Below are 13,046 nucleotides of genomic sequence, written 5' to 3'. Positions count from 1 at the left end.
GGAGATACGGAGGAAGCAATGACCGACCGGAACGCCTCCGTCGAGGAGATCTCGACGAAGGAAGGCATGGGCATCTTCGAGCGCTACCTGAGCGTGTGGGTGGCGCTGTGCATCGTGGCGGGCGTCGCCCTGGGGCAGTTCCTGCCGGTGGTGCCGGAGACCCTGTCGCAGTGGGAGTACGCCCAGGTCTCCATCCCGGTGGCCATCCTGATCTGGGCGATGATCTACCCGATGATGGTGCAGATCGACTTCTCCGCGATCCTCGGCGTGCGCCGGGAGCCGAAGGGCCTGGCCATCACCACCTCGGTGAACTGGCTGATCAAGCCGTTCACCATGTTCGCGATCGCCTGGTTCTTCTTCATGGTGGTGTATGCCGCCTGGATCCCGGAAGACCTGGGGCGTGAATACCTGGCCGGGGCGATCCTGCTGGGCGCGGCGCCGTGTACCGCGATGGTGTTCGTCTGGAGCTACCTGACCCGCGGCGACGCCGCATACACGCTGGTACAGGTGGCGGTGAACGACATCATCATGCTGTTCGCCTTTGCCCCCATCGTGGTGCTCCTGCTGGGCGTGTCGAAAATCCACGTGCCCTGGGACACGGTCGCGGTGTCGGTGCTGCTGTACATCGTCATTCCGTTCGTCGCCGGCTACCTGACGCGCATCTGGCTGATCCGCAAAAAGGGCATCGAGTGGTTCGACAACGTGTTCATGAAACGTCTGGGCTCGGTCACGCCGATCGGCCTGCTGGTGACGCTGGTCCTGCTGTTCGCCTTCCAGGGCGAGCGCATCCTGGAGAACCCGGGGCATATCGTGCTGATCGCGATTCCGCTGATCATCCAGACCTTCCTGGTGTTCTACATCGCCTACTACTGGGCGAAGGCCTGGCGGGTGCGTCATGCGGTAGCGGCCCCCGGCGCGATGATCGGCGCGAGCAACTTCTTCGAGCTGGCGGTGGCGGCCGCGATCGCGATGTTCGGCCTGCAGTCGGGGGCGGCCCTGGTGACCGTGGTGGGTGTGCTGGTCGAAGTGCCGTTGATGCTGGCGCTGGTGCGCATCGCCAATCGCACGCGTCACTGGTTCCCGACGGACAATGAAGCGAAACCGGCATGACCACGATCACCCTGACCGACGCCGCGCGCGAGTGGCTGGCCGGGCAGGGCGGCGAGGTGGTGCTGCGATGGTCCACGCGCCACGGTTGTTGTGGCGGCCAGGCGGCGGTTCCAGTGGCCGAGCGCGGCGCGCCCCGCCGGGCCGACGGCTACACGGTGCGCGAGATCGAGGGGATCCGGGTCCATGTGGCGGGGGACCTGGGTCCGGGCCCCTACCGGATTGACGTCGAGGGCCTGTTTCGCTGGCGTCGCCTGGTGGTGGAAGGGGAGATGGGGCGGCGTTAGTGCTCGGGGCGGGGGAGCACGGTGTCCGAACGAATTCAGGTCGCGGTGGATCGATGGTTCGGTGGCCGACCTTGTCGAGATCCTGATCACCGGGGCCCGATTTCGGCGTTCGGTCTCTTCCTTACTGCCGTCGTGGGCGGGTGTACCAGAACCAGCTGAGGCGGCGTGAGCGCAGGCTCCAGGGGAACAGCAGGACCTGCGTCACCACGAGGACGTGGCGACCTGGATGAAACCAGTCCGCCTTGCGGCCGGAGGTCTGTACGGGCGTTTCCAGGATCTCGACGCGCTGGCCGTGTGCGCGGCCCCAGCGTCTCAGCGCGCGGGACAGGAACACCTCTTCCCCCGCGTACACGGCCTCGCTGAAGCCGTCCACCGCCGCGAAGGCCTCGCGGGTGCAGAAGACGTAGCAGCCAGCCGCGAGAGCCAGGCGCGCGGAGAGGGTGTTCCACGCGGTGGCACCCCAGCGATAGATCCGGTGGCTAAGGTGGTCGAAGGTCACCCGCGCGCCACCCCCACAGACCTCGCCGCTGTCCAGCGCGTCCAGTGTTGCCTGCAACAGGGCGCGGTCGGGCCAGGTGTCGGCATCGACGAACAGGAGGTAATCGCCGCAGGCTACGGCCGCGCCGGCATTGCGGGCGCGGCTGATGCGGCGTTCGGGTTCGAACACGACTCGGCATCCCGCGGCCTGGGCAATCTGTGGCGTGCGGTCGGTCGAGGCGTTGTCGACCACGATGATCTCGCTGTTCCGGTCAATGCCGGACAGCGCTTCCTGCACCGCCGCCAGGGTGCGCGGCAGCCATTCGGCCTCGTTCCAGGCCGGGATGATGATCGACAGGGCCGGTCTGCGGGACACGCGGGTCAGTAGGTCGGCATGTGGGGGTCGACATCGCGCGCCCAGGCATCGACGCCGCCGGTCAGGTTGATCACGTGCTGGAATCCGGCCCGGTCCAGGAATCCGCAGACCTGCTGGCTGCGCACCCCGTGGTGGCAGATCACCACGATCTCGTCCTCGGCGTTCAGATCCTGATAGGCCGTCGGGATCTGGCCCATCGGGAGCAGTTGCGAGCCCCCGATGTGGCAGTGCTCGTATTCCCAGGGCTCGCGTACATCCAGGAGCAACGGCGGGTTCTCCGCCTGGGCGAGGTAGTCCTGTAGTTCTCGGGGAGACATCTGGCGCATGGGTCGATCCGTGCCTGAGTAAGCCCGCCACGCTAGGGTGCGGCGGGCCGGGGCGCAAGAAACACGATCATTACCGCGTCGAGGGGGATCGACCGGCATGCTGTCGCGGAGGGAGACACCCATTCATGGGTACGGCGGGTCGAGTCGCCCGGGATCGCATCGTGTAGTTTGCGGCAGGAGGGCTGGCTGGAGGTTGCGGCGGTTCTTGTATAACTGCGGCGATGGGGAGGCGTGCGAGAGCATGCGAATGGCACCCGGGCCCGCGACGTTCGTGGTGGATGGGCCCGGCACCAGGCGCTGCATCCATGGCGATCGCGGGGGCTGTCAGCGAGACACGCTTAATCGGCCTCCCGTTTGCAGGTCAGGCGTCGTCGACAGCAGACGATGGTATTCCGCCCGCACCGCCGCATAGCATTCACAGGCACACGCTTCCAGACCGGGCCGGTCGAGCACGGTGATGTGCCCGCGGTGATACTCGATCAGGCCCACTTTTTGCAGTTTTCCGGCGGCGCAGGTGATGCCTTCCCGGCGCACGCCCAGGATATGGGCGATCAGTTCCTGGGTCATTTCGAGGGTGTTCGCGTGCAGACGGTCGAGATTCAGCAGCAGCCAGCGGGCGAGTTGCTGGTCCAGGGTGTGGTGGCGGTTGCATACCGCCGTTTGTGCCATCTGGGTCAGCAGCGCCTGGGTATAGCGCAACAGCAATTGCTGCATGTGCCCGCCGTGGGTGAACTCGTCTTTCAGGACCTGGGCCTTCAGCCGGAACCCGTGTCCGGCGCTGTGCACGACCGCGCGGCTGGATGTGCTCTCGCCGCCCATGAACAAGGAGACCCCGATCATGCCCTCGTATCCAACCACGGCGACTTCGGTTGTTGCACCATCCTGCATGACGTTGAGGAGGGACACGATGGCCGTGGTGGGGAAGTAGGCGTAGCGCATCGGGTGTCCGGGCTCGGCGAGGACTTCCCCCAACGGCATGGGTACCGCCTCCATGTGCGGGGAAAGATGCGCGTAATCGTCGAGCGGAAGTCCTGCGAGCAACTCGTTCGCGCGAAGTCTATCGGAGTACGGCATCCTGGCCCCCCTGCCCGAAGGTTGAATCAGTACATAAGCCCCCCCGGTGGCCGCAAGCGCGACGGTGCCCCATCGCTGCTGGCTGAAGTGTTCATGGATTCGATCGCTACCAAGCCATGTTGCTGTAATAGACTTCCGGATGCTGGGCGTCAACGCTCTATTCACGTAAACGTGAACTTGAAAGGATTCTTTCGGGGGGCGTCCACCCGCGTGCGTGTCGCCCCAGGCTACGCGGAGCCGAGACTGAATAGCGGGCAGATCGAGTAACACCCGGGTGCTACAGAGGTTTGGACGTTCCACGTTCAATGTGCGTGTCCAATTGGCGTGACCAGGGCGTCTGCACGGACTCGCGGAGGCGAACAGACGACAAGGCTCGCGGGGGGCGGAGCGGAAGCTGCCATGGTGCAGCAGGCGCAATGTGCGGGATCGAACATACGGTGAACGCGCCTGGCCCCAGTATAGGCTGGAAGTGTACGGCTTTCGGACCCGGTAGTATCGAGACCGAAAGCCCGGTGTTAGAAACCGGTTCGCCGGCGGTGGGTTGTGAACCCGGCCGCTGGAGTCGAGCCAAGTACGGAGTCCCAGCATGGAGCCACAAGCAGCGGTTGTCGAACCCGCCGATGATCCCCGAGCGTTACAGCGCGCACTGTCCGCGTATCGTACGCCGCTTCTCGCGCGCAGCGGGTTTGAACTGGTCGTTACCGTGATCCCGTTCGGACTTTTCTGGTTTCTGACCTGGGCCAGTGTGAGCGCCGGCTACTGGGTTGGCCTGGTGCTGGCCATTCCCGCTGCCGGATTTCTCGTGCGGCTGTTCATGATCCAGCATGACTGCGGGCACGGGTCATTCTTCCCGTCCCGGCGCGCGAATGACTGGGTGGGACGGGCGCTGGGCGTCTTCACGCTCACGCCCTACGACTTCTGGCGCCACACGCATGCCCTCCATCATGCGCACTCCGGCAATCTGGATCGCGCGGACGAGGGGAGCATCGATACCTTGAGTGTGCGGGAATACCAGGCCCTGTCTGCCTGGCAACGCCTGCGTTACCGGCTGTACCGGCACCCGCTGATCCTGTTCGGGCTGGGTCCGGTGTACCTTTTCATGTTGAGCAACCGCCTACCCGTCGGGTTCCTGCGCGCGGGATGGATGCCCTGGTTGAGCACCATGGGTACCAATGCAGGCATTGCGCTGGTCGTCGTTGGGATGATGTGGCTGGTGGGTGCGGGCACCTTTCTCCTGGTGCACCTGCCGATCGCGGTTCTGGCGGGCGCGATCGGCGTCTGGCTGTTCTATGTCCAGCACCAGTTCGAGAATACGCGATGGGCGCACGACGAGGCGTGGAGCTTCCAGGAAACGGCGCTCTACGGCAGCTCCTATTATGATCTGCCCGCCCCGCTACGCTGGATGACCGCGAATATCGGGATCCACCACGTCCACCATCTCGCCAGCCGCATTCCGTTCTATCGATTGCCCGAGGTGCTGGAAGACCATCCGCAGCTTCGCAAGATCAGCCGTGTCACGTTGAAGCAAAGCCTCCATTGCGCCCGGCTCGCCCTGTGGGACGAGGAGCGGCAACGTCTGGTCCCCTTCGAACACGCAAGCACGCAGACACCTCCGGTACGCGCGTAGACAGACAGAGCGGGGTCTCCGGCAGGGCGCTCGACGCGTGCGTCGGCCGCCGGTACCGGACGTGCGAATGGATCAGGGTCTCCTTGGTGCGCAACCGGCCATGCCGGATGGCGCACCCTGTCTGGCGGATGGCGGCCTGTGGCTGCTCCCCCGAATGACCGGCGGGCTGTTCGGCGGCCCGGCAAAGCTGCGGGCAAACCCTCCGCGGCGACGATGCGGGTCCTATCGGAGTCCGAAGAATCCCAGTATGAACAGGACGATAACGATGGCGCCGACGATGTAGATGATCTGGTTCATGAGCTTTTTCCTGGTTGGACGGGTTCGGCAACAGGCTGTCCGAACCCCGTGATTCGCCTTTAAGCGTATGCGTGGCCGGATTGCCCGTCGGTGCGGCACCGCACAGGGCGTTTCGGGACTCATTCAAGCGGGCCGCGCACGCTGCGAGGTCACTGCATTGGCTGGCTTGTGGCGCACAGACACCCGCATGGCCGCATGCCGAAGCAGGACGGGTTGTGTTCCGCTGCCGGGTTTTGTTCGGCAACAGACAGACGCTGGGCTTGGCGCTCACGTAGCTTGAAGCTGGCGAAACGCCGGGAACGCGAGTGGTCGCTCGGACACGCCGGAGACCGTCGCAGAGATGCGGGTCGGGCCCCCGTAAGTGATTGACGGGTGGGCCGGGCAGCCATCTCGGATGTGACTCCTTTTTTCGACCATCGTTAATGGGAGAGGGACATGAACAAGGACCAGATCAAGGGCCGCGTCGAAGAGGCGAAGGGCCAGGCAAAGCAGACGGCCGGAAAGGTCGTTGGCAACAAGGAGCTGGAAGTGAAAGGGCGCGCTCAGAAGGCGGGCGGTAAGCTCCAGGCGGGGTATGGCGACCTGAAGAAGGACATCAAGGATTCCACTTGACCCGGACTTCCGACGGGTGGCCCCGGTCACCGGCTGCGATCGCGGTGCGTGCGCCGGGAAGCAGAGCGACCCGGCACCGGGCTATCATGCGGGCACCAGAGGGCGTGACCTCGGGAAGGATTTGACTGGAGGACCGATGCGGAAGCTGAGCCCGGAGTTCGAGAGACAGTTGCAATTGCGCCATGAGGCCGAGTCCCGGCTTAAAGAGGGCTCGGCTCCGCCTAACGGTGGCTGGACGGTTGGCCCGGATTCGCTGACGCTCCTTTATCGCCTGGCAAGCGACCCTGATACCGCCGCGGATGCGCTCAGGCTGCTGAGTGAACTGCAGACCCACCAGGTCGAGCTGGATCTGCAGAACTCCCAGCTGAGAACCGACCAGGAGGAGCTGGACCAGGCCCTGGCTCGTTATCGGGGTCTCTATGAGTTTGCGCCGGTGGGGTATCTGGTGGTCGGGCTCGATGGAAGAATCCTCGAAGGCAATCGTGCCGGCGCGGAGCTGCTCGGTACGGCACCGGATGGACTCGAGGGCGCGCCCCTGGCGTCGTGGTTCGCGCAGGGCAGCCACTCGGCGATCCAGGGCGTGGTTGAAGCGTGCCGGGAAGGCGCCGGGGGTGTCTGCTGCTCGGTCGAATCCAGCGGTCGAGGGGGTAATGGCGCGGAGCCGTTGCGAATCACCGCGAGCCTGGGCCCGGGGGGCGAGGACGTATTACTGATCGTCTCGAGGTGCGAATCATCGCCGCGATGAGCCTGCGCGGGAGCCGCTGAGTATGGGTAACCGTTCCCCTGTCGATGCTCCGGAGGCGGTACGCATTCTTGGAATCGGGGCATCGGCCGGCGGTCTGGTCGCGCTGGAGGAGTTTCTGCACCGCATACCGCCGGATCGCGGCATCGCTTGTGTCGTGGTGCAGCATCTTGATCCCACCCAGAAAGGGTTGCTGCCCGAACTGCTGCAGCGGGTTACGGCCATGCCGGTGTGTGCGGCCGAACAGGGCATGCGGATCGAACCGGGTCACGTGTATGTGATTCCGCCGAATACGGAACTCACCATAGTCGGCACGACACTGCATTTGGCCGCACCCGCGGAGCCACGGGGCATGCGCTTGCCAGTCAATATCCTTTTTTCGTCCCTGGCCAGTGGGCAGGGCGAGCGCGCCATCGGAGTGGTGCTCTCCGGTATGGGCTCGGACGGTACGGCGGGCCTGGAGGCGATCAAGGCCGTGGGCGGCCTGACGGCGGTGCAAGACCCCGAATCGGCGCAGTTCGACTCGATGCCCCGAAGCGCGATCAATGCGGGGTGTGCCGATATCGTGGCGACGCCGAGCGAGTTGCCGGAACGGATCCTGGCCGTCGTGCGCGAGGCGAGCGCCGTTGCGGAAGAGGCGCCCCCCTCGGACATCTCCACGCCCCTGGAACGGATCGTTGCCGCGTTGCAGCAGCGGATTCGCCATGACTTTTCGCTGTACAAGCCCAGCACGCTGCAGCGCCGGACGGAACGGCGCATGGCCATCCATGGCATCGCCTCGCTGGAGGAGTACGCAGCGTTCCTCGAACACAACGCGCAGGAAGCCGAACTGCTGTTCAAGGAACTGCTGATCGGCGTGACCAGCTTCTTCCGTGATCCCGCCGCCTGGGAGTATCTGGCGGATACGGTGCTGCCCGAGCTTCTGGAGCGACAGAAGGGGGCAGAGAAGCTTCGCGCCTGGGTGATTGGCTGTTCGACCGGCGAGGAGGCCTATTCGCTGGCCATGGTGTTCACCGAGGTCATGGAGCGATCGCAGCCGCCGCCTGCCGTCACGTTGCAGATCTTCGCGTCGGACTTGAGCCCGGACGGCATTGCGACCGCGCGCCGGGGCCGGTACCCACTCGCGATTGCGGACGATGTGTCGCCCGAACGGCTGGCGCGTTTCTTTACCGCCCATGAACACGACTATCAGGTGATACCGGGCATTCGGGACATGGTGCTGTTCTCCCAGCATGACGTGATCCTCGACCCGCCATTCACCAAGCTCGACCTCATTGCCTGCCGCAACCTGCTGATCTATTTTGGGCCAGTATTGCAACGCAAGCTGCTGCCCCTGTTCCACTACAGCCTGCGCCCGGGTGGCGTGCTGTTTCTGGGGACTTCCGAGACCGTCGGGCAGTTCAACCATCTGTTCACGCCGATCGAGTCGCGGCTGCGGTTCTATCAGCGCCAGGATCACACCTACATGGGTGGGCGTGATTTCCTGCTGCATGCCTTCCCGCCGCTGTCCGGCCCGAGCAAGGAGCGTCCCGTGTCCCCATCCGAGGTTTCTTCCCAACCCGCCGATGCGCTGCAGGAGGCGGCCGATCAGGTCCTGCTGCAGGTGTATGCGCCGTCCGCGGTGGTGCTCAACACCGATGGGGATATCGTCTACGTCAGCGGCCATACCGGAAAGTACCTCGAGCCGGCCGCTGGCAAGGCCAACTGGAATATCTTCGCCATGGCGCGCGAAGGCCTGGGTGGGCCTCTGGCCGGGGCGTTGAAGAAGGCCGCGAAGGCCGACCGCCCCGTGCATCTGCACAGCCTGGAGGTGCCCACGCACGCCGGAGTACAGCGCGTCGATGTCACCGTGCATGCCTTTCATGACGCATCCCCCTTGCGGGGCATGACCATGATCGTCTTCCGTGATCTGGCCCCGAGCACGGCCGGGCGGGGCGGGCGCAGGAACAAGGGCAAGGGGCCCATGCCGGCCGCGCATGACGCCCAGCTGCAGCAATACCGTGCCGAGATCGAGGCCTTGCGCGAGGAGGCGCGCACGGCCCGGGAAGAGTCGCAGGCTGCGACCGAGGAGCTGCAATCCGCCAACGAGGAACTGCAATCGACCAACGAGGAGCTCAATAGCTCGAAGGAAGAGATGCAGTCCATGAACGAGGAACTGCAGACGATCAATGCCGAACTGCAGGCCAAGCTGGACGATCTCGCGCTCGCGCAGAGCGACATGCAGAACGTGCTCAACAGCATCGATATCGCCATCCTGTTCCTGGATCAGAATCTGGATGTCCGGCGTTATACCGATCAGGCGGCCCGGGTCTTCCGTCTCCGGGAGAGCGATGTCGGCCGGCCGCTGAGCGATCTGACCACCAGCCTGGAATACCCGGAACTGCATGACGATGCCCGCGATACCCTGCGCACCCTGGCCGTCTCGGAGAAACAGATCACGACCGACGACGGGCGCTGGTTCACGGTCCGCATCATGCCCTATCGACGAGTGGACAACGTGATCGATGGGGTGGTGATCACCATGGTCGATATCACCGAGACCAAGAGACTGGAAGCTGCGTTGCGGGAGTAGCCAAACCGATGACGGCCCGCCCCAATGGGCGGGCCGTCATGGAGCATGGTCGAGTGGCGGCGCGCCACCGCGATCGCGGCCTCGGCAGGGTGGCCGAGCGTGCGTAGCGGGGTCCGAGCGCTATTTGAGCTGCATGTCGTTTTTGACCGACCGTACGCCCTCGACGCCACGTGCGATCTCGACGGCCTTGTTGATGTCCTCCTGGGAACTGACGAAGCCGCTCAACTGCACGCGGCCCTCGTAGGTCTCGACGGTGACTTCGAAGCCGCTCAGGGATGGCTCGTTGAACAATGCCGCCTTCACCTTGGTGGTGATCACGCTGTCGTCGACGTTCTCGCCGACCGTCTGTCTTTCATTCGATGCAGCGCAACCCGCGAGGAGCAGGGCCAGCAAAAGGGTCAGGAAGATCGGGGGTAAATATCGCAACTGTCTCATTTCTTGTTCTCCAGATGGGTATGGACCTGGTCACCGTGGACGGTGTCGGTCAGGCGCTGCATTGACTTCGGGGTGTCGGTGGCGGCTTGTCCGTCGGCAGGAACGATGGGACTAGATCCGGCCGGTGAGTAGCAGGATGAGAAGGATGATCAGCACCACGCCGATTACCCCGCCCGGGGCGTAGCCCCAGTTCCGGCTGTGCGGCCACGTCGGGATCACGCCGATCAACAGCAGGACAAGGACGATGAGCAGAATGGTTCCCAGTGTCATGGCGTTTCCCTCAGTGTTGTGGGCCGTTTTGTGGCCGGGTCTTCTTGACCAGCACCTGTGAGAAAGTCTGGCGTGTGCCCGATGGGCTGTCTGTACGATCCCGCACACATAGCGGGCCTTCCCGCAAGCGAAAAAGATCCGGCGTTACTGCGGGGCCGGCGGGCCGGCTTGAGTTCAACCGGCGCGTGGGCCCCCAACTTGTCGACCAACGGCCGGGTACGCCGCGCCTGGGCCGGTTACCGATCAAAGGGGCAGGGCAAGGAAGGTGGTTTTGTTCGGCGGCGAACAGAGTCGTCCGCAGGGGAATGGCATTCTTGTCCGGTCGCGTTTGCCCAAGCCGGGTCAGCCCGGGTAGCCGGTTGGCGGCTTTCTGCCTGGGGAAGCCAGAACGAGGCGGGCTGTCCGCGCTATGGAACGCGCATTCGGTCCGGAGATGAGGAGTGATCATGACCGCCAACGAGCCCGGAAACGCCCCCGGTGATGCGCTCGACCGTACGGGTAGCTGCGCAGACGGGGGCGATGGCCCTGTCTTCTCCAGGAGTGCCCTTGCCAAAATCTGGAGCGGGCAGGAACGGCTGCGGCAGAAAATGCGGAGCCGAACCTCGACGAGCGCTGCTCACCGCAACGGCTAAGGGCACGGCCCTGCCTTGCGCAGAAGGCGCTGAAAGTCGTCCAGTGGCAGTGGCGCGCTGAACAGGAAACCCTGGAAGGTATCGCAGTCCTGGTCGGCGAGGAGGCGGCGCTGTGCCTCGGTTTCCACGCCTTCGGCAACGGTCGCGAGCCCCAGGCTCTTGGCCAGGGCGAGGATGGCCGTAACCAGGGTGGTGTCGGCACCCGGTTGGCCCATGCTGGCCACCAGCGAAGGGTCGATCTTGATTTCCTGCAGCCGCAGTCGGGTAAGGCGAGACAGGGACGACCAACCCCTTCCGAAGTCGTCCACCGATAAACGAACCCCGATCTCCCTCAGTTGCCGCGACCGGGCCATGGTCGCTTCACTGCTGTCGAGGGTCGCGCCTTCGGTCAGCTCCAGGGTCAGCCTTTCCGGATTGGCGCCAGTGGACTCCAGTGCCTTGCGGACCTGATCGACGAAATCGTCCTGCCGGAACTCCAGCGCACTGATATTGACCGCCAGGGTAAGTTCGCGGGTGGTGGGATCCTGTGCCCAGGCCGCGAGCTGGGCGCAGGCGATCTCCAGAACCCAGCGACCGATGGGCAGGATCAGACCCGTCTGTGCGGCCATCCCGAGGAAGGCGCCAGGCGCCATCAATCCGTGTTTCGGATGTCGCCAGCGGAGCAGCGACTCGGCTCCCACCACGCGCCGTGTTCCATCGAACCGTGCAGTTCGAGTTGCCCCTTGCTGAGTGCCTGGCCCAGTGCGTCCTCCAGGATGCCCCGGGCATCGAGCACCGCCTGCATGGACGGGTCAAAGAAGATTACCCGGTTGCGCCCGGCCGATTTCGCCCGGTACAGGGCCAGATCGGCATGCTGAAGCAATTCTGCTTGGGTTTCGCCCGGACCGAACAGGCGCACGCCGATGCTGGTCGTGCAGTGGAACGCGAAGTCGCCGAAATCGACGGGCTCGGCGATGCTTTGACGCAGCTTTTCGCCAATGCTCTGGGCGAGCAGGGCGGCGCTGTCCCGCGTTGGGCCGAGACCGTCCAGGATCACCACGAATTCGTCTCCGCCCATGCGCGCCACGGTATCGCCTTCGCGCAGCCCGGCACGCAGGCGCTGACCCACCTCGGCGAGGAGTCGATCGCCGGCGTCGTGACCCCGGGTATCGTTGAGCACCTTGAAATCGTCGAGGTCGAGAAACACGATCGCGCCGTAGAGGCCCTTGCGCTCGGATGCCGCCAGTGTCTGGGCCAGACGGTCCAGCAGCAGGCGTCGGTTCGGAAGGCCGGTCAGTGCATCGAAATAGGCGAGCCGGTGGATCTCGGCTGCGGCCTCGGCGCGCTCAGTGATGTCGAAAAACGCGATGCGCATGGTGTTCCCGGTGTGGGAGCGGTCCAGCGCGCCGCATTGCAGTTGGGCCGGGAACTGTGAGCCCTCCGCGTTCTGGAGTAGAAGTTCGTGCTCCTGGGGTGTGTCGAGGCGGCCCGCCCACACGGCCGCGGCGCGTTCCTGCCATCGCTCCCGGTCGCAGGAAGCGATGAACTGGTCGAAGGAATGTTCAAGCAACTGTGCCTGGGTCAGGCCCAGGAGCCGGGTGGCGAGCTGATTGGCGTCGGTCAACCGGCCATCGCGCGCAACGATGACATAGGCCACCGGGGCGGATTCGAAGAGATCGACATAGCGGTTACGCGATTCTTCCAGTTCATGCTGGGCCTGACGCAGGGTCTCGTTCTGCATCTCCAGCTCGACCTGGTTAACCCGGAGTTCGTGCACGAGCGCCTGGGTCGATTCGGGGGACTCCCGGGAAGCGACCCTTGCGAGTCGGGCCTCCGCCGCGCGCCGGGTTCTACCCCGTTAAAGCGGACACTTACGAGAAGGCCCATACTGGGCCGAAGGAGTGTTCATGTCGAAACGTAAACGTTACACCCCGGAATACAAGCGGGAAGCGGTGGAGTTGGTTCGTCGATCGGGCACAAGCTGCCGGCAGATTGCCTTGGAGCTGGGTATCAGTCCGACCCTGCTGACCCGCTGGGTTCGGGAGGCGGAGGCCGGGGCCAGCAAGGCCTTTTCCGGTACCGGGACGCCAAGGGATGAGGAGGTCGCGCGTCTGAGGCGCGATCTGGCCCGGGTGACCAAGGAACGGGATTTTTTAAGAGACGCGGCCGCGTACTTTGCCAAGGGATCATCACCCGGTACGAGATGATTCAGCGCTGCCGCAACGAGTACCCG

At 64.7% G+C, this 13,046-nt stretch carries 11 protein-coding genes and 2 pseudogenes; 7 read left to right on the top strand and 6 right to left on the bottom strand.

What is annotated here, in order from left to right:
* The first annotated feature begins 18 nt into the window (after positions 1–18).
* Both arsB and D573_RS0110065 read left to right on the top strand, forming a co-directional pair.
* Entirely contained in the window at positions 19–1,110 is a 1,092-nt protein-coding gene (gene arsB / locus D573_RS0110070; protein WP_018938498.1) for an ACR3 family arsenite efflux transporter, read from the top strand.
* Positions 1,107–1,394 carry a CC/Se motif family (seleno)protein gene (locus tag D573_RS0110065; RefSeq protein WP_018938497.1) on the top strand — a complete coding sequence of 96 codons (288 nt, stop codon included), beginning with the start codon at positions 1,107–1,109 and terminating at the stop codon, positions 1,392–1,394. Before arsB ends, D573_RS0110065 begins: the two co-directional genes overlap by 4 nt.
* Positions 1,395–1,515: 121 nt before the next feature.
* On the opposite strand, the gene D573_RS0110060 is transcribed toward D573_RS0110065, so the two are convergent.
* From D573_RS0110060 to D573_RS0110050, 3 genes are all read right to left on the bottom strand, one after another.
* A complete protein-coding gene (locus D573_RS0110060) occupies positions 1,516–2,247 on the bottom strand; it encodes a glycosyltransferase (RefSeq protein ID WP_018938496.1) in 732 nt (243 codons plus the stop codon).
* Positions 2,248–2,252: 5 nt separating this feature from the next.
* Positions 2,253–2,573 carry a rhodanese-like domain-containing protein gene (locus tag D573_RS0110055; RefSeq protein WP_018176668.1) on the bottom strand — a complete coding sequence of 107 codons (321 nt, stop codon included), beginning with the start codon at positions 2,571–2,573 and terminating at the stop codon, positions 2,253–2,255.
* Positions 2,574–2,897: 324 nt separating this feature from the next.
* Complete coding sequence (locus tag D573_RS0110050; RefSeq protein ID WP_018938495.1) at positions 2,898–3,551, bottom strand: Crp/Fnr family transcriptional regulator; 654 nt, start codon at positions 3,549–3,551, stop codon at positions 2,898–2,900.
* A gap of 682 nt (positions 3,552–4,233) precedes the next feature.
* Between D573_RS0110050 and D573_RS0110045 the strand changes: the two genes are divergently transcribed.
* The 4 genes from D573_RS0110045 to D573_RS0110030 all read left to right on the top strand — a co-directional run bounded on the left by D573_RS0110045 (position 4,234) and on the right by D573_RS0110030 (position 9,497).
* Positions 4,234–5,274: a fatty acid desaturase gene (locus D573_RS0110045; protein ID WP_018938494.1), complete on the top strand. Its 1,041-nt coding sequence runs from the start codon at positions 4,234–4,236 to the stop codon at positions 5,272–5,274.
* A gap of 732 nt (positions 5,275–6,006) precedes the next feature.
* Entirely contained in the window at positions 6,007–6,183 is a 177-nt protein-coding gene (locus tag D573_RS0110040) for a CsbD family protein (RefSeq protein WP_018176672.1), read from the top strand.
* A gap of 136 nt (positions 6,184–6,319) precedes the next feature.
* Entirely contained in the window at positions 6,320–6,928 is a 609-nt protein-coding gene (locus D573_RS0110035) for a PAS domain S-box protein (RefSeq protein ID WP_018938493.1), read from the top strand.
* Positions 6,929–6,950: 22 nt separating this feature from the next.
* The gene (locus D573_RS0110030; RefSeq protein ID WP_018938492.1) at positions 6,951–9,497 is read left to right on the top strand and encodes a chemotaxis protein CheB; all 2,547 of its coding nucleotides are present in this window, start codon (positions 6,951–6,953) and stop codon (positions 9,495–9,497) included.
* A 120-nt stretch (positions 9,498–9,617) separates the two neighbouring features.
* On the opposite strand, the gene D573_RS0110025 is transcribed toward D573_RS0110030, so the two are convergent.
* The 3 genes and pseudogenes from D573_RS0110025 to D573_RS14985 form a co-directional block, all read right to left on the bottom strand.
* Entirely contained in the window at positions 9,618–9,932 is a 315-nt protein-coding gene (locus tag D573_RS0110025; RefSeq protein WP_018938491.1) for a BON domain-containing protein, read from the bottom strand.
* 111 nt (positions 9,933–10,043) lie between these two features.
* Positions 10,044–10,202 (bottom strand): DUF3309 family protein, encoded by a 159-nt coding sequence (locus D573_RS14320; protein WP_018145506.1) that lies wholly within the window; start codon positions 10,200–10,202, stop codon positions 10,044–10,046.
* Between the two features lie 628 nt (positions 10,203–10,830).
* A pseudogene (locus D573_RS14985) lies at positions 10,831–12,590 on the bottom strand (putative bifunctional diguanylate cyclase/phosphodiesterase).
* A 130-nt stretch (positions 12,591–12,720) separates the two neighbouring features.
* Here D573_RS14985 and D573_RS0110010 point away from each other — a divergent pair.
* Positions 12,721–13,046 (top strand): annotated as a pseudogene (locus tag D573_RS0110010) (transposase); the annotation flags it as partial.

The organism is Thioalkalivibrio sp. AKL9 (assembly GCF_000377825.1).
GTDB classification, from domain to species: Bacteria; Pseudomonadota; Gammaproteobacteria; order Ectothiorhodospirales; family Ectothiorhodospiraceae; genus Thioalkalivibrio; species Thioalkalivibrio versutus.
The sequence above is the reverse complement of the archived record's forward strand: the minus strand, read 5'-3'. Positions and strand labels throughout refer to the sequence as shown.